Below are 21,967 nucleotides of genomic sequence, written 5' to 3' on the forward strand. Positions count from 1 at the left end.
GGGCGAGAGTTGGGCGATCGAAGAGGCGTGTGTGATCAGGGGCGGGGACCGACGGCGTACGCAGGAGCGTGACCTGGAGCTCGGGAGGGCCGTGTCGCTTGCCCAGGAAGGAGACGAGGACGCATTCGAGAGGGTGTACCTCCTGGTCCAACCAGGTCTCCTCGGGTATGTGCGGGGTCTGGTGGGGGCGGATGCGGAGGATGTCGCTTCGGATGCCTGGTTGGAGATCGCCCGGGATCTGAGGAGATTCCGGGGCGACGGCGTGGGATTTCGCGGGTGGACTGCGACCATCGCGCGGCACCGGGCGATGGATCACCTGCGCAGGCAGAAACGGAGACCTCCTACCTTGCTGGTCGAACCGGAAGTTCTGAACCTGCCCGGACGGGCCGACACGGTGGAGGCCGTGCTGGAGGCGATGTCGACGCGGGCGGCGTTGGCGCGGGTCACCGGGCTGCCGCCGGACCAGGCGGAGGCGGTGCTGCTGCGGGTGGTGGTCGGGCTCGACGGGCCGACGGCGGCGCGGGTGCTCGGCAAGCGTCCTGGCGCCGTACGGACGGCCGCCCACCGGGGGCTGAAGCGCCTGGCCGAGCAGTTGACCCCGGTGAGCGTGGCGAAGAGCGCACCGGACATGGTGCCCGGCCCATCGAGGGATGAGACGTGACACGTAAGGAACAGGAATCGGAGGCGGTGTCCGTCACGCCTGAGATCGAGATGCTCGCGGACGGCCTTCGGGGGGAGGTCGGGCGTGAGGGGGCGGAGCGGGCGCTGGCGGCATTTCGAGAGGCGCGTGGCACGACCGCTCAGCTGAGCTCGCAGCGTCCCCGCAGGCGCGACGACTGGCGTCCGGGGCGGCGACGGTTCTCCCTCGGTGTCTCGCTGCGGGCGGGGCTCGGCGCGGCCCTCGCCGGCGTGACCCTCGGCGGCGTGGCCATGGCGGTCGGCGCCGGTGTGCTCCCGGTTCCGTTCGCCCCCACCGACACGCTCGACCGGCAGCCCAGTCCCCCTTCGGGGGTCGAGGCACCGGGTACCCCGGGTGGGACGGCTCCCGCTCCCGCATCCGAGCCGTCCGGTCGGGGCCTTCCGTCCCCGGGCCCCTCGGTGTCCGGGGACGCGCGCGACGCGCCGGCAGCGAACCGTGGGGCACTCTGCCGCGCGTGGACCCGGGGCGAGCGCCCTCATCGCGGTGTCGCCTTCGAACGACTGACGGAGCCGGCGGGAGGGGCAGGCGCGGTCGACGACCACTGCGCGACATCACCCGAAGCGAAAGCGAAGGTTCCCCCGGCACCCCGGAGGCCGGCCGAAGCCGCGGTACCGGGGCGGCCGAAGGCACCTCAGTCGGCCGCGCCCTCACGAGGCCGGAGCGGAGAGCACGCGCGGGGAGGAGACAAGCGTTCCTGAGCAGGCCGGGTGGGGGCACCGCGGTCGCCCGGTCGGGTTGCCGCACTCACGCGCGGAGGAAGGACGCGGGGAGGGTCCTCCGACGCCCGGCCACCGCGCACACGCCTCCGCCGACACAGCTCAGTACGCCGAGCACCACGGTCGGTCCGAGGAAGGTGAGGGTGCTCCTGTCCGGAAGCGCACGGCCCAGGACGGCGGCGGTGGGGACGGTGCCCGCGTCCTCGTCGAGGAAGAACCTGGAGTCGTTGGAGTTCGCGCGGTTGTCCCCCAGCGGGAACATACGGTCCGGGGGCACCGTGACGTCGATGTCGGGGGCGCTCGGACCGTCACCGGCCCACTTCACATGCGGTTCGCTCACCGCCCGGCCGTTGACGGTCAGGGATCCGTCCGCGAGAACGATGTGATCCCGCCGAGCCCGGTGACACGCTGCAGCACCGGCAGCCCGCCGTACCTGCCCGGTACGGCGAAGAGCACGACGTCGCCATGCCGGACGGCCGTGCCGCCGGCCTTCTCGATCGCGATCCGCGTGCCTTCGCGGTAGGTGGGTTCCATCCCGCCCCTCTGTACATCCCCGAGGCGATGCAGAAGGGTGGTCCGCCCTATCGGAAGGGCCTGGAGCGAGTCACCTGATCGCCGGCCGCTTCGGCGGCTCCGGTACGGACATCAGGAACCTGGTGCCGATCCACGGTGACGTGAGCCGGGGTGCGATGGCGAGGGTGGAAAACGCGGTGGCCGAGCAGATCAACAGCGGCAGCACCGTCTTCTACCAGGTCATGGTGCACAACCCCGGTGCCACCGATCGATGCCGGACCGGTTCGACACAACCTGGAACAGTTCGAGCGGCGCCAGCGGTTCGGTGCCGGTCTACAACACCCCATAGAGTGATGCCGGGGGGCGTGTCGTACATCTGGCACACCCCCTGGGGCCAAGCCTTCGATCGGAATGTGAAGAGAATGTGGATCGAGCGAATCGCTGAGGCCACGCACTGGGAGCCACTTCGGCTCGATATTCCCTGGAACAGCGTCGAGGAAGATCTCGGTACACCACTGCCCGAGGATTACAAGAAGCTTGCCGAGACATTCGGCAAGGGCGAATTCTCGGAATTCTTGCGTGTTTTCACCGTCGATGCCACGAGGCAGTTCGACCTGGTCAGGATCTGGAAGAAGTTTCTCGACGGCGACCCGGAGAGCGGCCCCGATCCCGCCTTCAAGCCCTACCGGATGTATCGGCCAGGTCAGCGCGGCCTCATTCCCTGGGCGTTCGGTGAGATGAAGTGCAGCTACTTCTGGCTGGCGTCCGAGGATGAGGATCCGGCGAGCTGGCCCATCGTCACACAGGGAGATCCCTACCCCTGGCACGAAGTGAACATGTCCACCTCCGAGTTCGTCTGCCGAGTACTGACCGATCCCGTTTTCGAGCCGTTCTCGATCGCGAGGCTGTTTCCGGAGCCCGACTTCTATCCGATGGACTGAGTGGCGCACCGCCTCCGCGTCCGCGTTACGTCGGACCGTAATCCGGTCGGGGCCGGCTCACCGGACGTCGTGCGCGCCCGTGCGACGGCCGCATTCGCCCGGAGTGCGGTGTCGCATGTGCAGGCCCGGCAATCGCACCGGAGGCAACGGCTGCTCGCCTCTTCTCCGTCGATTTTCCTCCTGGCAGCCGGCCGGTCTGCCCCTGCTCGTATGTCAGTGCGTCTCCGCCTGGCGTCGGGCCGGATCGAACCGGGCGCTCCTCGTCCCCTGACTCCGACCTCAGGTGTTCATCGACGCCGTGTACGGGGCGTGGCTGAGCGGGCTCACGAGTTCGGCGAGGGCGCGTTCCAGGTCGTGGAGGTGGGCGAGGGCCGGATCTGCCGCGGTGGAGCGGTGCGCGTGGGCGGGTGCGGCCGGGATCGTGCCGGGCCGGGGGGAGGTGAGGACCTCGACCGCGAACCGGACCCGCCAGCAGGCGGCCGTGAGGCGGTCGTCGTGCGAGGCGTCCGGGTCGGCCGCGACGAGAGCCAGGCCGCGGACCTCGCGGGCGCAGTCGTCGAGGAGAGCCAGGACCTTGCGGGCGCGGGCCTTGCGGGCGCGGAGCGGGTTGAGGGGGTGGACCAGGGGCGCGAGGGAGAGCCGTACCCGCCCCAGCAGGAGTTCGAGCTCGGCGATGTGGGGCTCGGGGTCGGCGCCCGGAGCGCCGGCGAGCCGCGCGGCGGCCTGGGCCGTGCACGCGTGGACGCAGCTCAGTGCGCGCTGGATCCAGGAATGGGTCGTCGCGTGCGTCGTGACGGGGAGGACCAGCAGCACGGCGAGCGCCGCGCCGAGCGCCCCGACGGCGGTCTCCGCGACGCGCAGCCAGAGCAGCGCCTCGTCGAGGACCCCCAGCGCCCCGTAGAGCATGCCGGCCATGACCGTCACGAAGAACATCATCCAGCTGTACGAGACCGCCGCCGTGTAGAAGATGCCGAAGACGCCGACCGTGACGACGACAGCGGTCGGGACGGCCGCGCCGTCGAGCGGGATGGCCACGGCGAAACCGGAGACGATGCCGATCACGGTCCCCAGGACCCGGCGGAATCCCCGCACGAGCGTCTCGCCGCGCGAGGTCGTGTTGACGAAGACCCACCAGGTCGCGCCGACCGCCCAGTACCACCGCTGGTCGGACAGCGCCTGCCCCAGGCCCAGCGCGAAGGCCCCGCCCAGGGTGGCCTGGACCGCCTGCCGGGTGGTGACGCGCAACCGGCCGCCGGTCTCCGGCGGAGCGGGCGACGCCGGGACGGGCAGCCGCCGCTCGTAGCACCACAGGCCGAAGCGCACGGTGGAGGCGGCGCCCAGCGACAGCGCCACGGCCGCGTACAGCTCGGGCAGCTGAGCGGGCACGGTGTGGAGGAACTGGGCGGCGAAGAACATCATGAAGGCGAAGACGCCCAGCGCGTGCCCGCGCGGCCCCCAGCGGCGGGCGTACACGCCCGCCCCCATCACGGCGAGGAAGCTGAGGTCGCGGGCGACCGGCGCGTCGTGCAGCGCGGCGGCGAGGGCGAGGACGGGCAGCCCGGCGACGGGGAGCAGGGCCGTGGTGACCGCCTGTCCGCGCACCGTCGGATCGGTCACGGTGAAGAGGGCGAGCAGAGCCGCGAGTCCGCCGGTGATGGCCGCCTCCAGCGAATGCCCGGCGAGCCCGCACACTGCGACCGCGAGACCGATGCCGATCACGGCGCGGGAGGCGAAGCGCAGCCGTATCCGCCCCGGATCCGGCGCCACGAACACCCTCTTCAGCACGCTTCCACCCCTTCCGCGTCGCCGCAGAACTCGCATGAAAAAGGCGCCGCGGAAGTCCGCAGCGCCATCGACCGTCCCATTGCAGCATCTTCCGGACCCTTGGATCAAACGGACCGGAATATGGTGGCCCAATGGCCCAGCCGGTAAGGGAAAGGCTCGGCCATCAGCAGGCCAACGGACCAGCTCCGGTGATACGGAGGCGATCCTTCCACCCGGATACAGTCGGGGCCGTACAGGACGGTTCGGAAGGAGATCTGCGGATCATGGCGGTGGACGCTCTCGACACCCGCATCCTGCGCCTGCTGATCGAGCAGCCGCGCACCAGCGTCCGGGAGTACGCGCGCATCCTCGGTGTGGCCCGCGGCACCCTCCAGGCCCGGCTGGACCGGCTGGAGCGCGACGGCGTGATCACGGGCACCGGACCTACGCTCTCCCCCGCCGCCCTCGGCCACCCTGTGCTCGCCTTCGTCCACCTGGAGGTCACCCAGGGGCATCTGGTCGAGGTGGGCGACGCGCTGGCCGCCGTGCCCGAGATCATCGAGGCGTTCTCGACGACGGGCGGCGGGGATCTGCTGACCCGCGTCGTCGCGCGGGACAACGGGCACCTGGAAGACGTGATCCAGCGGCTGATCCAGCTGCCGGGGGTCGTCAGGACGCGGACCGACGTGGCCCTGCGCGAGCGGGTGGCGCACCGGATGCTGCCGCTGGTGGAGGCCGTGGGGCGGTCGGCCTCGCCCTCCGCCTGACCTGGCCCGCCTTGACCGGGCCCGCCGGACCGGCTGCGGCATGCTGGGGCCATGACGCCCCTCCCCGGACCCCCGGCCGCGCCCCTCCCCCACGTGATCTTCGATCTCGACGGAACCCTGGTGGACAGCGAGCCCAACTACTACGAGGCGGGGCGCAGGCTGCTCGCCCGGTACGGGGTGCGGGACTTCGGCTGGGAGGAGCACACCCGGTTCATCGGCATCGGCACGCGGGAGACGCTGACCGCCCTGCGCGCGGAGTACGGCATCGACGCCCCGGTCGAGGAGCTGCTCGCCGGGAAGAACGCCCTGTACCTGGAGCTCGCCGGGGCCTCGACGGAGGTCTTCCCGCAGATGCGGGAGTGCGTCGAGCGCCTGCACGCCGCCGGAGTGCCGATGGCCGTGGCCTCCGGTTCGTCCCGGACGGCGATCGGGGCGGTGCTCGCGGTCACCGGCCTCGACGCGTACATCCCGCTGTACGTCTCCGCCGAGGAGGTGGCCCGCGGCAAACCGGAGCCGGACGTGTTCCTGGAGACGGCCCGGCGGATGGGGGCGGAGCCGGCGGAGTGCGTGGTGCTGGAGGACGCGCCGCCGGGAGCGGAGGCCGCGCACGCCGCGGGGATGCGGTGCTTCGCCGTGCCCTATGTGCCGGGGACCGCGTCCGACCCCGCGTTCCGGAGCGCCGAGCTGCTGTTCGCGGGCGGACAGTCGGCGTTCACGGCCGAGGCCGCCTGCCGCGGGCTGTTCGGCTGAACCCGGACCGGACCCGGCGGGGTCCGCGGCGATCGGGACGGTCCGAAAGGCCCGTCAGCCGCGCCGGGCGGGAGTACGGAGGTCCGGGCGGCCGGCCGGTGTGCCGGCCCGTCAACCCGGCGCGTGGAAAGGGCCGTCGGGGCGTGCGGGTCCCGCCGGACAGATATCCTGATCATGTCGTTCGTCTCACCGGTTCAGGACGTGACCGGAGACAGGAGACCCCGGAGGCCGACAGCCGGAGCGGGCCGCCATTCGAGATAGGTGTACAGGTGCTGGTAGCTGGTCGGTACCGATTGGTATCCCCCATCGGTCGAGGCGGCATGGGTGAGGTGTGGCGCGCCACGGACGAGGTCCTGGGGCGCGCCGTGGCCGTGAAGCTGCTGCTGGGCGACCAGGCGGACGCCTCGTCGACCGCCCGCTTCCGGCTGGAGGCGCAGACCGCCGCCCGGTTGAGCCACCCGCATCTGGTGGCCGTGTTCGACTTCGGGGCGTGGGAGGACCGGTTCTTCCTGGTGATGGAGTTGGTCGAGGGGCAGAGCCTCGGAGACCTGCTGGCCGGCCAGGAGCGGGTCCACCCCGAGCAGGTCGCCCTGATCGCCGGGCAGGCCGCCGCCGGGCTGGCCGCCGCGCACCGCCAGGGCATCGTCCACCGCGACATCAAACCGGGCAACCTGATGCTGGACGCGGACGGTTCGGTGAAGATCGGCGACTTCGGGATCGCCCAGTTCGTCGACGACCCCTCCACCGCGCTGACGACGGCGGGGCACATCGTCGGCACGAGCCTCTACCTGGCTCCGGAGCGCGCGCTGGGGCGTACCGCCGACTCCGCGTCCGACATGTACTCGCTGGGCTGCGTCATCTATCAACTGCTGCTCGGGGAACCGCCGTTCCGCTCCGACACGGCGACCGCGACGCTGTATCAGCATGTCGACACCCCACCGGTCCCGCTGCGGCAGCGCGGTGTCGACATCTCCGCCGCCTTCGACGCGTATCTCCTCGGGCTGCTGGCGAAACGGCCCGAGGAGCGGCCCACCGCGCAGGAGGTCTCCGACTGGTTCCGCACCGACGCCTGGCGCGGCCGTCCGGAACCCCTGCCGATGCCGACGCGCACGTCCCACCGGGCCACCGCCCCCGTGGCGCCGAAGCCCGCCCCCGCCGGTCCGTCCGCGCCGGCCGGCCCGACGACGTACCGGCTTCCGGGACCCACGGGCCGCAGGCGGCAGGCCCCGGCCCGATCGGCCCCGGCCCGCCGTCGCAGCACCCGCGAGGCGATACGGCGGCGGCCGCGGGTGGCCAGCGCGATCGCGGGGACGGCGACGTTCCTGGCCGCCGTGTATCTGGGGATGATCCTGTTCTCCCCGGACTCCAGTTCCGCCGGTACGCCGGACCAGGTTCCGTCCTCGGGCCCCTCGCAGGGCGTCGGCGGGAGCGGGAGCGGCGGGGACGGCGGCGACAGCGAGGACGCGCAAGGCGACTGAGCACCGCCCGCCCCTCCCCGTCCGCGGTCACCGCCGGTCGTCACCGGCGGCCGTGGAGCTCCGGGCGGATCGACCGGGCGTACAGCTTCCGGACCGTGCCCGAAGCGGTCCGCCCGTTCCAGGTAAGGAAGTTGTCCGGAGCGCGGTTCTCCGGCGCCCGGACCTCGCGGCGGCCCCTTGTGAGGGCGACGAAGACGTCCGCGTGGGGCCGGTTCACTCGTTCGCTCGAGGTTTCCGGAGGCCCTGTACCACCCCGGCACGTACTGATCGATGATGTCGGCGGGGGCTCTCCGCCCCGCAGGAGCAACAGCCGTCGGACGAAAGGCTTGTCATGCGGGAACTGCCAACGGACCCGACGGCGGCGGACGCGCGGGAGGTTCCCCGTACGGGAGTGGACGCCCGCGTGATCGTGGTGGGAGCCGGACCGGCCGGCTCCTCGGCCGCGTACCACCTGGCACGTGCCGGAGTGGACGTCGCCCTCCTGGAGAAGGCCCGCTTCCCTCGGGAGAAGGTGTGCGGCGACGGACTCACCCCGCGCGCGGTGCACCAGTTGATCCGGATGGGGGTCGACGTCTCCGCGCCGGGGTGGACGCGTTCGCGCGGGATGCGCTGGGTGGCCGGGAAGCACCGGGTGCACATCGAGTGGCCCGCGCTGGGCCGCTAGCCCGACTTCGGGCTCTCCCGCAGCCGGCACGACTTCGACGACATCCTGGCCCGGCACGCGGTGGCGGCGGGGGCCCGGCTGTACAGCGGCTGGAAGGCGGAACGGCCGCTGACCGACCGGGCGGGGCGGGTCACGGGGGTCGCCGCGACCTTCGACTCCCCCGCCGTCCCCGGAGCGGTCGACTTCCGCGCGCCGATCGTGATCGCGGCGGACGGGGCGTCCGCCCGCCTCGCCCTGGCGCTGGGTCTGGAGCGGGACCCCGCGCGGCAGATCGCGACCGCCGCCCGGCGCTACTACCGCAGCCCCGAACGCTCGCGGGAGGAGTACCTGGAGCTGTGGGCCGACCTCCGCTTCCCTGACGGCGGCCCGTACCTCCCCGGATACGGCTGGATCTTCCCGATGGGCGACGGCCGGGTCAACGTCGGGCTCGGGGCGCTGCCCCACCGGCGGCACGGCAAGGCGGATCTGCGCGCGACCCTGGACCAGTGGCTGGCACGGACCCCGGAGGAGTGGGGGCTGCGCGAGGAGAACGCGGAAGGCCCGGTGCGCAGCGCGGCCCTGCCGCTCGGCTTCAACCGGCATCCGCTGTACTCCCGCGGGCTCCTCCTGGTCGGTGATTCCGGCGGAATGGTCAGCCCCTGGAACGGCGAGGGCATCGCCCAGGCGATGGAGGCGGGGGAGGCCGCCGCGGAGAGCGCGGCCCTCGCGCTGGCCCACCCGCGGGGTCCGCGCCGCGAACAGGTGCTGGGCGGCTATCCGGTGGAGATGAACCGCCGCTGGGGCCGCTATTACCGGCTGGGCAACACCGCCGCGGACCTGATCGTCAGCCGCGCGGGCTTCCAGCCGGTGCTCAACCGGTACGTCATGGGCTCGCCGTTCCTCCTCGACCTGCTGGCCCGGCTGCTCACCGACCTCACGGACAAGCCCTCGCGCGATGTGGCCGACCACGTGCTCAACACGGCGTTCCGCCTCGTCCCGTCGCCCCGGACGGGCCTGCGCCGAAGCCGGCCGGGGAAGCGCTGACGGCTCCAGAGGCAGGTGGGACGGCGTCCTGTCGGCGTACGTGGACCGCGGCCGGCGGTGTCCCGGGCCTCACGAACGGCGGCTCCGCGGCCTCTCCGCTTCGGGCTACAACGGTGTCGCCGCCTCCAGGACGAGGAACAGCGCGACGGCCGCGTTCAGCCCGGACAGCGCGGAGACGGTCGTCCCGGCGGCGGCGACGAACGCGGCCACGCCGGCACGGGTGAGGGCCGGGGGCCAGCCCCGGTCCGGCGGCACCGGCCCCAGGAGGGCCGCCACCCGGCGCGGTACCGGCCCGGCGGCGGCGAAGGAGGCGAAGGCCGGGCCGCCGGGCGCCGGACGGGCGACGAGTGCCGCCTTGCCGACCGCGCGGGCGGTCAGCCGGCGGTCACCGGTGATCCGGGCCGCCTCTTCGTCCGCCCACCGTTCCGTGCTGTACACGAGGGCGGCGAGCAGCGGCCGCAGCAGGGGGTTGACACAGCCGGCCAGCCGGGCGGCCAGCAGCAGCCGGTGGTGGCGTCCCGCCAGGTGGGTCCGCTCGTGGGCGAACAACGCCCGGCGCTCCGCCGGTTCGAGGGAGGCGAGCATGGCCGTGGAGACCACCACCCGCCCCGGAGAACCGGGGAGGGCGTAGGCGTAGGGGACGTCGTCGGGCAGGACGGCGACGTCGTCGTCGCACCGCAGACCCGCGAGCGCCCGGTGGGCCCGCGCCCGGAAGCGGTAGTGGCGGTGGACCGTGAACGCGCAGGCGACGGCGACGGCGACGAGCGCGAGGATGGACGCCTTCCCCGCGAACGCGTCGTGCGGTACGGCATCGCGTACCTCCTTGTCGGACCAGCCGTCGGGCAGCGGGTTGCCGGGCAGCTGGGCCGTGCCCACGACCACCAGCAGCCCGAGGCAGACCAGGCTGCAGGCGGCGAGGATCGCGGCGACGGTGGTCAGCAGCCGGGCGGCCCTGCGGGGGAGCAGATGCTGCTCCGCCAGGCGTGCGATCGGCAGCGCGGTCAGGGGCAGCACGAGCGGCAGGTAGACGAAGACGCCCATCGTCAGCGCTCCGGCCGGTCCGGGGGCGTACCGGGGGTGCCGGGTCCGCTCTCGGCGAGCAAGGACCGCAGCAGTTCCTCGTCGTGGGAGGAGAGGACGGAGACGAAACTGGAGAGCACCGCGTCGCGGTCGCTCTGCTTGTCGAGGAGGCGGCGCATCCGCAGGGCGGCGAGCCCCGCCTCGTTCGCCACCGGCTCCCAGAGGACGGGGCGGCCCCGGCCGGTGCGGGAGACCGCCTGTTTGGCGTGCAGGCGCGTCAGGATGGTGATCACGGTGCTGTACGACAGGTCGGCGTCGAGCCGTTCCAGCACCCAGGCGGCGGTCACCGGTTCGCTCGCCCCGCCCAGCACCGACAGCACGCGGGCCTCCAGCTCGCCCTGGCCGCGCCTGCGGGCAGGCGTCCCGCTCTCGCCACCGACTCCATCGGCGTCCACGGCTCGGCCCCTTTCTCCGTTCGGCCGCCCGGCCACGGCATCGCGCCGACCGGGTATCGGGGAATCGTATCCAGCGGCGGGAGCCAGGAGCCACCGGCCGACGCGGAGACCCCTGCCGCCGGAACTTCTTCTCGGTCGCATGGCTCCCCCGCCTCTCACCTCCGGCACATCTACAGTGCTGTAGATGTTCCCCGGCGCCGCGACGCGTCCGCGCCTCACCCGCGGCATGGCCGCCGTCGTGTGAACACCCGCCACCGGACAAGGGAGAAGATCATGGGCGTGAGCCTCGCCAAGGGCGGGAACGTCTCGCTGAGCAAGGAGGCGCCGGGACTGACCGCGGTCCTCGTCGGGCTCGGCTGGGACGTCCGCACCACCACCGGCAGCGCCTACGACCTGGACGCGAGCGCGCTGCTCTGCGACGAGGCGGGCAAGGTCCGCTCCGACCAGCACTTCGTCTTCTACAACAACCTCAGGAGCCCCGACGGTTCGGTCGAGCACACCGGCGACAACCTCACCGGTGAGGGCGACGGCGACGACGAGACGATCAAGGTCGACCTGGCCTCGGTGCCCGCGGACGTGGCGAAGATCGTGTTCCCGGTCTCGATCCACGAGGCGGAGGGGCGGGGCCAGAGCTTCGGCCAGGTGCGCAACGCGTACATCCGCGTGGTGAACCAGGCGGGCGGCGCGGAGATCGCCCGGTACGACCTCAGCGAGGACGCCTCGACCGAGACGGCGATGGTCTTCGGCGAGCTGTACCGGCACGCCGCGGAGTGGAAGTTCCGTGCGGTCGGGCAGGGTTACGCATCCGGGCTGAGCGGCATCGTCGCCGATTTCGGCGTCGACCTCTGAGCCGCCGGGCCCCCACCCGCAAGCCGCGTGCCACCCCAGCCACCCAGCCACCGAAGGCGGAACGATGACGATCAATCTCACCAAAGGCCAGCAGGTCAGCCTCACCAAGTCCGGCGGCGGCGAACTCGACGTCGTGCGCATGGGGCTCGGCTGGAAGTCCGCTCCCCGTAAAGGGTTTCTGGCGCGGCTGACCGCCCGCGAGATCGACCTGGACGCCTCGGCGGTGCTCTTCGCCGGGCGGGACCCGCAGGACGTGGTCTTCTTCCAGCACCTGGTCAGCGACGACGGCTCGGTCCGGCACACCGGGGACAACCGGGTGGGCGGGGTGGGCGAGGGCGGGGACGACGAATCCGTTGTCGTCGATCTGCGGCGCGTACCGGCCCATGTGGACCAGATCGTCTTCACGGTGAACTCGTTCACCGGTCAGACCTTCGAGGAGGTCGAGGCCGCCTTCTGCCGGCTGGTCGACGAGACCAACGGCCAGGAGCTGGCCCGGTACACCCTGACCGGCGGCGGGCGGCACACGGCCCGGATCATGGCCAAGGTCCAGCGGACCGGCTCGGGCTGGCAGATGGCCGCGATCGGCGCACCCGCGGACGGCCGGACCTTCCAGGACCTCATGCCCGCGATCGCGCAGCACCTCTAGAGACCCCCACGGCTCCACCGCGGGGGTGCGGGCGTGACGTGCGCACCCCCGCGGCGGATCCGGGCGACCGACGCGGCCCCGGTTCAGCCCACCGGCGTCCGTGGGGAGCGGTCCCGCCGCTCCGGGGTCCGAGGGCTCCGGTGGGACCGCTCCCCGGCGGCCCGCACCAGGGCGGCCATGACGCGGGTGTCCTCGCCCATCTCCGGGTGCCACTGCACGCCGAGCACCAGGCTCCCGCATCCGGGGAGTTCCACGGCCTCCACCGTGCCGTCCGGCGCGTGGGCGCAGGCCACCAGACCGCTGCCGAGGCGGTCGACCGCCTGGTGGTGGTAGGCGGGCACCATGGCGGTCTCCGGTACGGCGTCGGCGTAGGCGGTGCCGGGGACCGGGGTCACCGGGTGGCTGCCGAAGACGCCGAGGCCGCCGGTGTGGTCCTCCAGGTGCTGCACGAGGGTGCCGCCGAGGGCGACGTTCAGCAGCTGCATGCCCCGGCAGATGCCGAGCAGGGGGACCTCCTGCTCGACCGCCGCCCGGATCAACGCCAGTTCCCAGGCGTCGCGTTCGCGGGCCGGGGGGCCGGTACGGGGGTCGGCGACCGCCCCGTACCGTGCCGGTTCGACGTCCGCTCCCCCGGCGATCACCAGTCCGTCCAGGGTGGCGACGGTGTCGCGGGCCGCGTCCTCGGCGTCGTCGGGAGGCAGCAGGACCGCGAGCCCGCCCGCCGCTCGGACCAGGCGGGGATAGCCGGCGGGCAGCAGCACCGCCGGCATCTCCCACACCCCCCAGCGGGCCTGGTCCTGGTAGGTGCTGATGCCGATGACGGGCCGGGCCATGGAACGGGCTCCTCGGTGGATCGCGGTCGGGACGTGGAGGGCGGGGGGCGCGGTCAGTCGCGGGCGAGTTCGGCCTCGGCCGCCGCGAGGGCGGTGAACTCCTCCTCCGGGGCTCCCGCGACCAGCCGGTGGCGACTGTAGAAGGCGAAGTAGGCCAGCGCCACCGCGTACACGCCGAGCGCGATGAACGCCGCGTCGCGGTCCACCAGGAAGGTCGCCACCAGCGCCGAGCAGGCCAGGACGAAGGCCACGGACGAGGTCACCGCGCCGCCGGGGGTGCGGTAGGGGCGCGGCAGCTCCGGTTCACGGCGGCGCAGCACCAGGTGGGAGAGCGCCATGAGGGCGTAGCTGATGGTGGCGCCGAGGACGGCGACGTTCAGCATCCGGCCGCCGTCGCCGCTCCAGGCGGCGAGCGTGAACCCGAGGGCGCCGGGGATCAGCAGGCCGAGGTAGGGGGACTTGCGGCGGTTGGTCAGCGACAGGAAGCGGGGCAGGTAGCCGGCCCGTGAGAGGGCGAACAGCTGCCGTGAGCCGGCGAAGATCAGGGAGAAGAAGGACGCCACCAGACCGGCGAGGCCCGCGTAGTTCACGAAGCGGCTCAGGGCGGTCGGCTCGCCGTCGCCCTGCAACGCCACCACGAGCGGGTTCCCGGCCTCCTTGATGGCGTCGGCGCCCTGGGCACCGGTGGCGGAGACGAAGGTGATGAGGGCCAGGAGGACCAGCACGGCGAGCGAGATGGCCAGCGCCTTCGGCAGCGAGCGGACCGGGTCCTTGGCCTCCTCGGCGGCGAGCGGCACGCCCTCCACCCCGAGGAAGAACCACATGCCGAAGGGGAAGGCGGCCCAGATCCCGAGCAGTCCGAACGGCAGCCAGGAGGAGGAGCCGAAGGCGGTGGCGTCCGCCGGGATGTCGTCGAGGCGGCCCGCGTCGAACTCGGTGAACGCTCCGGCGGCGAAGACGAGCAGCGCTGCCACCGCGATGGCGGTCACCACCAGGCTGAAGCGGAGCGCCTCGCCGACGCCCCAGAGGTGGATGCCGATGAAGACCGCGAAGCAGGCGAGGTAGACCGGCCAGCCGGAGGTGAGCCCGAACAGCCCGAGCGATTCGACGTACTCGCCGATGAAGATCGAGATGGCGGCGGGGGCGAGGATGTACTCGATGAGGATCGCCGTCCCCGTCAGGAAGCCGCCCCAGGTGCCGAGCGCCCGCCGGGCGAAGCCGTAGCCGCCGCCCGCCGTGGGCAGGATGGCGGAGAGTTCGGCCAGTGCGAAGACCAGGCAGGCGTACATGACACCCATCAGGACCGTGGCCGCGGCGAGCCCGCCGAAGCCGCCCTTGGACAGGCCGATGTTCCAGCCGGAGAAGTCGCCGGAGACGACGTAGGCGACGCCGAGCCCGGTCAGCAGGAGCCAGCCGGCGCTGCCCCGGCGCAGGGTCCGGCGGTGCAGATACGCGTCCGTGCCGGACATCCCCGAGGTCGCGTCACCGGGTGGGCCGGCGGGTTGTTCGGTTCCCTGAGCCATGAGGCGCTCCAGATGTGTGTCAACGGCATCGTCGGAACTGCTTCGATCAAAGGTTCGTCGGCACACCTTTGTGGAACAGCGGCGGGAATGGCAAGGGGCGTGCGCCGAAGAGTGGTTGCGGGGGCGCCTCGTCGGGTGCCGTCGGGACGGGCTCAGGAGAGGAAGCCGCGCAGCAGGGCCGCCGTACCGCCGCAGTGTTCGCGCATCATCTCGCGCGCCGCGTCCGGGTCCCGGTCGAGCACCGCCTCCACGACGGCCGCATGCTGCTGCTGGGAGTGCTCCAGGTTGCGTACCAGCAGCGGGATGCAGTCGAGGAGTTCGTTGAGGGTGGCCCGGACGGCGGCGTACCGCGCGGCGAGTGTGCGGGAGCCGGAGAGTTCGGCGAGCGTGAGGTGGAGCAGGGTGTCCTGGCGGCGGTAGTCCTCCAGCCGGGCGCCCCTCGTGGCGTCGAGCGCTCCGCGCAAGCGGGCCTCCTCGTCCCCGGTCAGCCCCTCGGCACAGAGGCCGGCCGCCCCGGCCTCCAGCACCTCGCGGAAGCGCAGGGTGTCCTCCACGTCGACGGCGGCGATGCGGCGGCGCAGTTCCCCGGTGCCGTCGGGGGCGGCGGTGCGCGGCAGGACGAACGTGCCTCCGTAGCGGCCACGGCGGCTCTCGACCATGCGCTGGTCCTGGAGGACCTTGAGAACCTCGCGCAGGGTGACCCTGCTGATCCGCAGCTGCTGGGACAACTCGCGTTCGGAGGGCAGCCGTTCGCCGGCCGGCACGAGGCCGAGGCGCAGGAGCTGGAGCACCTGCTCCAGCGCCTCCTCGAAGCCGTTGCCCGCACGGACGGGCCGCAGCACGGACTCCAGGGGTCCGGGCGCGACATCGCCCGTACCCGTCTCCGCACCGCCCTCCTCGGCGCCGCCCGCCTGCCGCTCCTCCTCCACCACCGGCGCCGATGCCACCGGACGGGTGTCGTCCGCTCTCCCCCTCGTGACCACGGGCGGATCCCCTTCCCAAGCAATGGTTCTCTGTCATACCTTATGCCTCCCGGTTCCCCCAAGGAGGCTCCCGTGGCAGACCGCACACCCCCGCTCGCCCTCGACGAGCTGCGCTCACGGGTCGCGGACGGTTCGCTGGACACCGTGGTGCTGGCCTTCCCGGACATGCAGGGCCGGTTGCAGGGCAAGCGGTTCGCCGCCGGCTTCTTCCTCGACGAGGTACTGGAGCACGGGTCCGAGGGGTGCAACTACCTGCTGGCCGTGGACACCGAGATGCGGACCGTCGACGGCTACGCGATGTCCTCGTGGGAGAACGGCTACGGCGACTTCGGCATGGTTCCCGACCCCGCGACCCTGCGTCCCGTCCCCTGGCACGAGGGCACGGCGCTGCTGATCGCGGATCTCGCCTGGCACGACGGCAGCCCGGTCGTGGCGGCCCCGCGCCAGATCCTGCGCCGTCAGCTCGACCGGCTCACCGAGCGCGGCTGGACGGCGCAGGTGGGCACCGAGCTGGAGTTCATCGTCTTCCGGGACAGTTACGAGGAGGCATGGGACCGCGACTACCGCGGGCTGACCCCGGCGAACCAGTACAACATCGACTACTCGATCCTCGGCACCGGCCGCATCGAGCCGCTGCTCCGCCGCATCCGCAACGAGATGCAGGAGGCCGGGCTGACCGTCGAATCGGCCAAGGGCGAGTGCAATCCGGGCCAGCACGAGATCGTCTTCCGCTACGACGAGGCGCTCACCACCTGCGACCAGCACGCCGTCTACAAGACGGGCGCCAAGGAGATCGCGGCCCAGGAGGGCGTCTCGCTGACCTTCATGGCCAAGTACGACGAGCGCGAGGGCAACTCCTGCCACATCCACCTCTCGCTCACCGACGAGGACGGCGAGAACCTGATGGCGGGCCACGGGCCCGACGGCATGTCCGGGCTGATGCGGCACTTCCTGGCCGGTCAGCTGGCCGCCCTGCGCGACTTCTCCCTCCTCTACGCCCCGAACATCAACTCCTACAAACGCTTCCAGCCGGGCTCCTTCGCCCCGACCGCCGTCGCCTGGGGCGTCGACAACCGCACCTGCGCCCTGCGGGTCGTCGGCCACGGGCCCTCGATGCGCCTGGAGAACCGGCTGCCCGGCGGCGACGTCAACCCGCACCTGGCCGTCGCCGGCCTGGTCGCGGCCGGACTGCACGGGGTCGAGCAGCGGTTGGAGCTGCCCGATGCCTGCACGGGCAACGCGTACACCGCCGGCTACGACCGGGTGCCGACGACCCTGCGCGAGGCCGCCGAGCTGTGGGAGGCCAGTCCCATCGCCAAGGAGGCGTTCGGCGAGGAGGTCGTCGCGCACTACCTGAACATGGCGCGGGTCGAGCTGGCCGCCTACGACTCCGCGGTGACCGACTGGGAGCTGCGCCGCTCCTTCGAACGCCTCTGACCACCAACCGCTTCCCTGATCGGGGTCCGTACGTGTCACCACCCACCCTGGACGTCCTGAACCCGGCGACCGCCGAGGTCATCGCCACCGTCCCGGCCGCCACCGCCGCCGACGTGGACGCCGCCGTCGCCCGAGCGGCGGCCGCACAGCGCTCCTGGGCCGCCGCCGCGCCCGCCGACCGGGCCCGCCTGCTGCGCCGCTTCGCCGTCGTCGTCGACGAACACCTCGAGGAACTGGCCCGGTTGGAGGTCCGCGAGGCCGGCCACACCATCGGCAACGCCCGCTGGGAGGCGGGCAACGTGCGCGATCTCCTCGACTACAGCGCGGGCGGGGCCGAACGGCTGCTGGGCCGGCAGATCCCGGTGGCGGGTGGCATCGACTTCACGATCCTGGAGCCGCTGGGCGTCGTCGGGGTGATCGCCCCGTGGAACTTCCCGATGCCGATCGCCGCCTGGGGGCTCGCCCCGGCGCTCGCGGCCGGCAACGCCGTCCTCCTCAAGCCCGCCGAGACGACCCCGCTGACCGCGCTCCGGCTGGCCGAACTCGCCCTGGCCGCCGGTCTTCCCGAGGGTCTGTTCCAGGTGCTGCCCGGCGAGGGGCCGGTGGCCGGCGGCGCTCTGGTCGAGCACCCCGGCGTCACGAAGATCGTGTTCACCGGCTCCACCCGGACCGGGAAGCACATCATGACCCGCTGCGCCGAGCACGTGAAGCGGCTCACCCTGGAGCTGGGCGGCAAGAGCCCCAACATCGTCTTCGCCGACGCCGACGTCGAAGCCGCCGCGGCGGCCGCCCCGATGTCCTTCCTGGACAACGCCGGTCAGGACTGCTGCGCCCGCACCCGCATCCTGGTCGAGCGGTCCGTGTACGACCGGTTCCTCGACCTGCTCGCCCCGGCCCTGTCCGCCGTGGTGGTGGGCGACCCGGCCGATGAGAAGACGCAGATGGGACCGCTGATCTCGGCGGCCCAGCGGGAGAGGGTGCGCGGGCTCGTCGACAGGGACCGGCAGGCCGACGGGGTACGGGCGATGCTCGGCACGGCCCCCGAGGGGTCCGGGTTCTGGTATCCGCCGACCGTGCTCGCCGGTGTCTCGCCCGACGCACCGGTGGCCGTGGAGGAGGTCTTCGGGCCGGTCGCGGTGGTCCTGCCGTTCGAGGACGAGGCGGACGCGCTGCGCCTCGCCGACGCCACCGACTACGGGCTCTCCGGCTCGGTCTGGACCCGCGACGTGGGCCGCGCGCTGCGTGTGAGCCAAGGGCTGCGGGCGGGCAACCTCTCCGTCAACTCGCACTCCAGCGTGCGCTACACGACCCCGTTCGGCGGCTACAAGCAGTCGGGGCTGGGCCGCGAGCTCGGCCCGGACGCCCTGGCCGCCTTCACCGAAACCAAGAACGTCTTCATCAGCACGGAGGCCTGAGCACCATGACCGACACTTCTTCCGTCTGCCGCCGCCTGGTCGGCCGCACCGCCGTCGTCACCGGGGCCGGCAGCGGCATCGGCCTGGCCACCGTGCGGCGGCTCGCCGCCGAGGGCGCGCACGTCGTCTGCGCCGATGTGGACGAGGAGCGGGGCAAGGCCGCCGCCGAGGAGGCCGCCGGACTCTTCGTCCGTACCGATGTCACCGACGCCGAACAGGTGGAGGCCCTCTTCGGGGCCGCCCACGACACGTACGGCTCGGTCGACATCGCGTTCAACAACGCGGGTATCTCGCCGCCCGAGGACGACTCCATCCTGGAGACCGGTCTGGAGGCGTGGAAGCGGGTGCAGGAGGTCAACCTCACCTCCGTCTACCTCTGCTGCAAGGCGGCCATCCCCTACATGCGCGCGCAGGGCAAGGGGGCGATCATCAACACGGCCTCGTTCGTGGCCCGGATGGGGGCGGCCACCTCCCAGATCTCCTACACCGCGTCCAAGGGCGGGGTGCTGGCCATGTCGCGCGAGCTGGGCGTCCAGTTCGCGCGCGACGGGATCCGGGTCAACGCGCTGTGCCCCGGACCGGTCAACACCCCGCTGCTCCAGGAGCTGTTCGCCAAGGACCCGGAGCGGGCCGCGCGGCGGCTGGTCCACATTCCGGTCGGCCGGTTCGCCGAGCCCGACGAGATCGCCGCCGCCGTCGCGTTCCTGGCGAGCGACGACTCCTCGTTCGTGAACGCCACGGACTTCCTGGTCGACGGCGGGATCGCCGGGGCGTACGTCACCCCGGTCTGACCCCGCGTCCCGGCCGCCCCGGACCGGAGCCGGTGCGCTTCGGACCGGGGACGGGCTCGGGGTGCGGCATCGCGGCCCGGTGCCGGGTGCCGCGATGCCGTACCGGCGCCCGGCGCTCGGCCCGGTGTTCGGTCCCGGCCCGGTGCTCAGTCCTGGCCCGGTGCGAGATCGCCCCGCAGACGCAGGGCGCGGAGCACCATCAGCATCTCGAAGCGCTGGTCCGGTTCGTCGATGGCCTCGCCCCACAGCTCACGGATCTGCCGCAGCCGGTAGCGGGCCGTCTGCGGGTGGACCCCCAGCCGGGCGGCCACCTCGGGGGCGCCGCCGGGGGTCTCGATCCAGGCGAGCAGGGTCTCGGCCAGCCGCCGCGACTGGGTGGCGCTGAGCCCGTCCAGCGGGGCGAGGCAGCGCCGGGCCGCAGCGTCGATCAGCTCCTGGGCGGGCAGCAGGAGCAGCTCCTCCGTCCGCTCGGTGCAGTGCAGCACCTCGCCCTGCGGGAGCAGGCCCTTCTTGATCAGCTGGACGGTGGTCTCCGCCCAGCGCAGCGAGGTCGCCGCTGCCGCCAGCGGGACCGACGGGCCGATCGCCCCGGACCAGCCGGCCGTCGCGCGCCGCAGGATCTCCGCGCGCCCCGCCGTCTCCGGATTCGGGATGACCACGCGCGGCTGCTCGCTCTCCATCTCCAGCAGGATGCCCTGCCCCACCGCCGGGGCCACGGCCTCGCGCGCCGGGCGCATCAGCACACCCACGGCGATCGTCTCCGGCAGCTCCCAGCCGATGTGGGCGGCCCGCTCGGCCAGGGTCATGGAGACGTCGCCCCGGTGTTCCATCAGGAGGAGCTCGATCAGCTGGCGCTGAAGGCGGAGCCGTTCACTGGCGCGCCGGGCGGCCGCCTCGGCGTAGCCCCGTACCGACTGTTCCACGAGTCCGTCCAGATACTGGAATCCCGATTCGGCCAGTTCGTACATGGCGGGCGCGGGGATGTCGACCTGCTGGCCGATCTCCGCGAGCCTGCGCCAGGTGAGCCGGACCCCGAGGCGGTAGATGGCCTGGAGCGCGTCGAGGCTGCGGCCCTCCAGGCCCTCGCCCCGGCCGAACTCCTGGAACATCTCCGGCGGGACCCGGGGGTGGACGCCGCCGGTGAGGTTGTGGACGAAGCCTTCGATGGCACGGCGGATGCCGACGAGGGCCAGCGGCTCCCCGGACTCGTCCTCGACCAGGTGCAGATAGGGGTATTCCTGGCGGATCTGGAAGAGGATCGTCTGGGCGAGCTCCGGCGCCTCGGATCGGGCGATCTCCTCGAAGCGGTCGAGTTTGGACCGGGGGACGTCCTGCCAGGCCGGGCGGGTCACGGAGCCGCCGGCGTGGTGTCATAGCTGATCAGAGGCGTATTGGGCTGGTCGGGCGTGGCGTCGAGCAGTGCCACGACACCGACCGCCGCACCCACGGCGAGCGTGGCGGACACCAGGACGGTGACAGTGGCGGCGACGATTCTGCGCATGGTCGGGTCAGCTCCTTGCTGGAGACGATCCCCACCCCTTCAGCCAGGCCCCTCCGGCTGGACACAGTGTCGGCAGCACATTGACATTCCGTCAAGGCCTTGCTTACTGTTCACGCCAATCAAGGGCTGACCGGCCCGGGGCCCGTGCACCTCCGCGAAGAGATTCGACCCAGGAGTGCCCGGATGCGCCACAAAGCTTCACCCCTGTCGCTTGTCCTGCTGGGGGCGGGAGTCTTCCTGCTCGTACTGGCGCCACTGCTCGTCTGGTACGTCCAGCCGCACGCCAAGCGCACCCCCATCGACATCGACACCACCACCGTCTTCACCGGGACGGGCAGCTACTTCGACACCTCCGAGGTGGAGACGGTCGAGGGCAGAACGATCACGATCACCCGGCAGGTGCGGGGCGACGTGGCCGACAGCGAGAAGAGCGGCAACGCCGTGTGGGACGTCTCCACCTCGGTCGACCACGACGGCACCCTGCCCGCCTCGGACCCCCGTGACGCCCTCCAGTGGACGCTGGAGCGCTGGGTGACCGACCGCTCGACCAACGAACCGGTCCACTGCTGCGAGGAGTCGCCGACATTCGACGGGGAGGCGTACCTCAAGTTCCCCTTCGACGTCGAGAAGCGCTCCTACCGCTGGTGGGACGGGACGCTCGGCGGGGTGGTGCGCCTCGCGTACGCCGGCGAGCGGGAGGTCCAGGGCTACTCCGGCTACCTCTTCAAGGGCAAGGTGGAGCCCGCCAGGACCGGGGTGCGCCAGGTGCCGGGGGTCCTCGTGGGCCGGAAGAAGACGCCCCAGGTGATGGCCGAGGAGTGGTACTCCAACAGCGGCATCGAGCTGGTCGTGGACCGGCGGACCGGCCGCATCATGAACGCGGCGATCGGCCCGAGGAAGACGCTGCGGGCTCCGGGCTCCAAGAAGGACGCCGTCGTGCTGCTGGAGAGCAAGCGGGTGGAGTTCACCGAGGAGACCCAGCGCAAGCAGGTCGAGCTGGCCTCGGCGGACAGCGACCGGCTGGCGATGCTCGGCACGACCGCGCCGGCCGGGGCGGCGGGACTGGGCGGGGTGCTCGCCCTGGCGGGCGTCGTCCTCCTCGTCCGGGGCCGCCGGACGGAACCGGAAGCGCCGAATACTCACATGATGACGATTCCGCACACCTGAGTCACCGGCAAGTTGTTGCACCGGTGAGTAG

The 21,967-nt window shown here is 72.4% G+C and carries 19 protein-coding genes and 2 pseudogenes; 12 read left to right on the forward strand and 9 right to left on the reverse strand.

Going from position 1 to position 21,967, the window contains the following annotated elements; all coding sequences use genetic code 11:
• The first annotated feature begins 31 nt into the window (after nt 1–31).
• Nucleotides 32–661, forward strand: coding sequence for an RNA polymerase sigma factor (locus tag QFZ71_RS01485; RefSeq protein WP_307671311.1), 630 nt, complete (start codon nt 32–34; stop codon nt 659–661).
• Nucleotides 662–1,444: 783 nt separating this feature from the next.
• Here QFZ71_RS01485 and lepB read toward each other — a convergent pair.
• Nucleotides 1,445–1,950: pseudogene (gene lepB, locus QFZ71_RS01490) on the reverse strand (signal peptidase I).
• A 74-nt stretch (nt 1,951–2,024) separates the two neighbouring features.
• On the opposite strand from lepB, the gene QFZ71_RS01495 reads away from it, so the two are divergent.
• Nucleotides 2,025–2,870, forward strand: coding sequence for an SMI1/KNR4 family protein (locus QFZ71_RS01495; RefSeq protein ID WP_373465177.1), 846 nt, complete (start codon nt 2,025–2,027; stop codon nt 2,868–2,870).
• Nucleotides 2,871–3,149: 279 nt separating this feature from the next.
• On the opposite strand, the gene QFZ71_RS01500 is transcribed toward QFZ71_RS01495, so the two are convergent.
• On the reverse strand, nt 3,150–4,655 hold the full coding sequence (locus tag QFZ71_RS01500; protein ID WP_307666426.1) for an FUSC family protein: 1,506 nt from the start codon (nt 4,653–4,655) through the stop codon (nt 3,150–3,152).
• Between the two features lie 263 nt (nt 4,656–4,918).
• On the opposite strand from QFZ71_RS01500, the gene QFZ71_RS01505 reads away from it, so the two are divergent.
• The 4 genes and pseudogenes from QFZ71_RS01505 (at nt 4,919) to QFZ71_RS01520 (ending at nt 9,316) form a co-directional block, all read left to right on the forward strand.
• Complete coding sequence (locus tag QFZ71_RS01505) at nt 4,919–5,401, forward strand: Lrp/AsnC family transcriptional regulator (RefSeq protein WP_307666427.1); 483 nt, start codon at nt 4,919–4,921, stop codon at nt 5,399–5,401.
• A gap of 51 nt (nt 5,402–5,452) precedes the next feature.
• Nucleotides 5,453–6,151, forward strand: a complete 699-nt coding sequence (locus QFZ71_RS01510) for an HAD family phosphatase (RefSeq protein WP_307666428.1) — start codon at nt 5,453–5,455, stop codon at nt 6,149–6,151.
• Nucleotides 6,152–6,471: 320 nt separating this feature from the next.
• Nucleotides 6,472–7,629, forward strand: a complete 1,158-nt coding sequence (locus QFZ71_RS01515; RefSeq protein ID WP_307666429.1) for a serine/threonine-protein kinase — start codon at nt 6,472–6,474, stop codon at nt 7,627–7,629.
• A 331-nt stretch (nt 7,630–7,960) separates the two neighbouring features.
• Nucleotides 7,961–9,316: pseudogene (locus QFZ71_RS01520) on the forward strand (geranylgeranyl reductase family protein).
• 105 nt (nt 9,317–9,421) lie between these two features.
• Here the strand turns inward: QFZ71_RS01520 and QFZ71_RS01525 are convergent.
• The gene (locus QFZ71_RS01525) at nt 9,422–10,357 is read right to left on the reverse strand and encodes a M56 family metallopeptidase (RefSeq protein WP_307666430.1); all 936 of its coding nucleotides are present in this window, start codon (nt 10,355–10,357) and stop codon (nt 9,422–9,424) included.
• 2 nt (nt 10,358–10,359) lie between these two features.
• Nucleotides 10,360–10,791 (reverse strand): BlaI/MecI/CopY family transcriptional regulator, encoded by a 432-nt coding sequence (locus QFZ71_RS01530; protein WP_307666431.1) that lies wholly within the window; start codon nt 10,789–10,791, stop codon nt 10,360–10,362.
• Between the two features lie 273 nt (nt 10,792–11,064).
• On the opposite strand from QFZ71_RS01530, the gene QFZ71_RS01535 reads away from it, so the two are divergent.
• Both QFZ71_RS01535 and QFZ71_RS01540 read left to right on the forward strand, forming a co-directional pair.
• A complete protein-coding gene (locus QFZ71_RS01535; RefSeq protein ID WP_307666432.1) occupies nt 11,065–11,640 on the forward strand; it encodes a TerD family protein in 576 nt (191 codons plus the stop codon).
• Nucleotides 11,641–11,704: 64 nt separating this feature from the next.
• Complete coding sequence (locus QFZ71_RS01540; RefSeq protein WP_307666433.1) at nt 11,705–12,286, forward strand: TerD family protein; 582 nt, start codon at nt 11,705–11,707, stop codon at nt 12,284–12,286.
• A gap of 83 nt (nt 12,287–12,369) precedes the next feature.
• Here QFZ71_RS01540 and QFZ71_RS01545 read toward each other — a convergent pair whose 3' ends face one another.
• From QFZ71_RS01545 to QFZ71_RS01555, 3 genes are all read right to left on the reverse strand, one after another.
• A complete protein-coding gene (locus tag QFZ71_RS01545) occupies nt 12,370–13,119 on the reverse strand; it encodes a gamma-glutamyl-gamma-aminobutyrate hydrolase family protein (RefSeq protein ID WP_307666434.1) in 750 nt (249 codons plus the stop codon).
• Between the two features lie 53 nt (nt 13,120–13,172).
• Nucleotides 13,173–14,642 (reverse strand): ethanolamine permease, encoded by a 1,470-nt coding sequence (gene eat, locus QFZ71_RS01550; RefSeq protein WP_307666435.1) that lies wholly within the window; start codon nt 14,640–14,642, stop codon nt 13,173–13,175.
• 152 nt (nt 14,643–14,794) lie between these two features.
• Complete coding sequence (locus tag QFZ71_RS01555) at nt 14,795–15,571, reverse strand: FadR/GntR family transcriptional regulator (RefSeq protein WP_373465178.1); 777 nt, start codon at nt 15,569–15,571, stop codon at nt 14,795–14,797.
• 126 nt (nt 15,572–15,697) lie between these two features.
• Between QFZ71_RS01555 and QFZ71_RS01560 the strand changes: the two genes are divergently transcribed.
• Genes QFZ71_RS01560 through QFZ71_RS01570 form a run of 3 tightly spaced genes read left to right on the forward strand, consistent with a single transcriptional unit; the run spans nt 15,698 to nt 19,268 of the window.
• The gene (locus tag QFZ71_RS01560) at nt 15,698–17,062 is read left to right on the forward strand and encodes a glutamine synthetase family protein (RefSeq protein WP_307666436.1); all 1,365 of its coding nucleotides are present in this window, start codon (nt 15,698–15,700) and stop codon (nt 17,060–17,062) included.
• Nucleotides 17,063–17,094: 32 nt separating this feature from the next.
• Complete coding sequence (locus QFZ71_RS01565) at nt 17,095–18,477, forward strand: aldehyde dehydrogenase (protein ID WP_307666437.1); 1,383 nt, start codon at nt 17,095–17,097, stop codon at nt 18,475–18,477.
• 5 nt (nt 18,478–18,482) lie between these two features.
• A complete protein-coding gene (locus tag QFZ71_RS01570) occupies nt 18,483–19,268 on the forward strand; it encodes a 3-oxoacyl-ACP reductase (protein ID WP_307666438.1) in 786 nt (261 codons plus the stop codon).
• Between the two features lie 146 nt (nt 19,269–19,414).
• Here the strand turns inward: QFZ71_RS01570 and QFZ71_RS01575 are convergent, their stop codons facing one another.
• A complete protein-coding gene (locus tag QFZ71_RS01575) occupies nt 19,415–20,620 on the reverse strand; it encodes a helix-turn-helix domain-containing protein (protein WP_307666439.1) in 1,206 nt (401 codons plus the stop codon).
• Nucleotides 20,617–20,769 carry a hypothetical protein gene (locus QFZ71_RS01580; RefSeq protein ID WP_307666440.1) on the reverse strand — a complete coding sequence of 51 codons (153 nt, stop codon included), beginning with the start codon at nt 20,767–20,769 and terminating at the stop codon, nt 20,617–20,619. Before QFZ71_RS01580 ends, QFZ71_RS01575 begins: the two co-directional genes overlap by 4 nt.
• Before the next feature lie 183 nt (nt 20,770–20,952).
• On the opposite strand from QFZ71_RS01580, the gene QFZ71_RS01585 reads away from it, so the two are divergent.
• Nucleotides 20,953–21,936, forward strand: a complete 984-nt coding sequence (locus QFZ71_RS01585) for a DUF3068 domain-containing protein (protein ID WP_307666441.1) — start codon at nt 20,953–20,955, stop codon at nt 21,934–21,936.
• Nucleotides 21,937–21,967: the final 31 nt, after the last annotated feature.

It is taken from the genome of Streptomyces sp. V2I9, assembly GCF_030817475.1.
Taxonomy (GTDB): domain Bacteria; phylum Actinomycetota; class Actinomycetes; order Streptomycetales; family Streptomycetaceae; genus Streptomyces.

What these genes read in the sequence shown, in the direction of transcription:
- QFZ71_RS01505 (WP_307666427.1), top strand. Translation starts at nt 4,919, where the DNA reads ATGGCGGTGGACGCTCTCGACACCCGCATCCTGCGCCTGCTGATCGAG.
- QFZ71_RS01510 (WP_307666428.1), top strand. Translation starts at nt 5,453, where the DNA reads ATGACGCCCCTCCCCGGACCCCCGGCCGCGCCCCTCCCCCACGTGATC.
- QFZ71_RS01515 (WP_307666429.1), top strand. Translation starts at nt 6,472, where the DNA reads ATGGGTGAGGTGTGGCGCGCCACGGACGAGGTCCTGGGGCGCGCCGTG.
- QFZ71_RS01525 (WP_307666430.1), bottom strand. Translation starts at nt 10,357, where the DNA reads ATGGGCGTCTTCGTCTACCTGCCGCTCGTGCTGCCCCTGACCGCGCTG.
- QFZ71_RS01535 (WP_307666432.1), top strand. Translation starts at nt 11,065, where the DNA reads ATGGGCGTGAGCCTCGCCAAGGGCGGGAACGTCTCGCTGAGCAAGGAG.
- QFZ71_RS01540 (WP_307666433.1), top strand. Translation starts at nt 11,705, where the DNA reads ATGACGATCAATCTCACCAAAGGCCAGCAGGTCAGCCTCACCAAGTCC.
- QFZ71_RS01545 (WP_307666434.1), bottom strand. Translation starts at nt 13,119, where the DNA reads ATGGCCCGGCCCGTCATCGGCATCAGCACCTACCAGGACCAGGCCCGC.
- eat (WP_307666435.1), bottom strand. Translation starts at nt 14,642, where the DNA reads ATGGCTCAGGGAACCGAACAACCCGCCGGCCCACCCGGTGACGCGACC.
- QFZ71_RS01570 (WP_307666438.1), top strand. Translation starts at nt 18,483, where the DNA reads ATGACCGACACTTCTTCCGTCTGCCGCCGCCTGGTCGGCCGCACCGCC.
- QFZ71_RS01580 (WP_307666440.1), bottom strand. Translation starts at nt 20,769, where the DNA reads ATGCGCAGAATCGTCGCCGCCACTGTCACCGTCCTGGTGTCCGCCACG.
- QFZ71_RS01585 (WP_307666441.1), top strand. Translation starts at nt 20,953, where the DNA reads ATGCGCCACAAAGCTTCACCCCTGTCGCTTGTCCTGCTGGGGGCGGGA.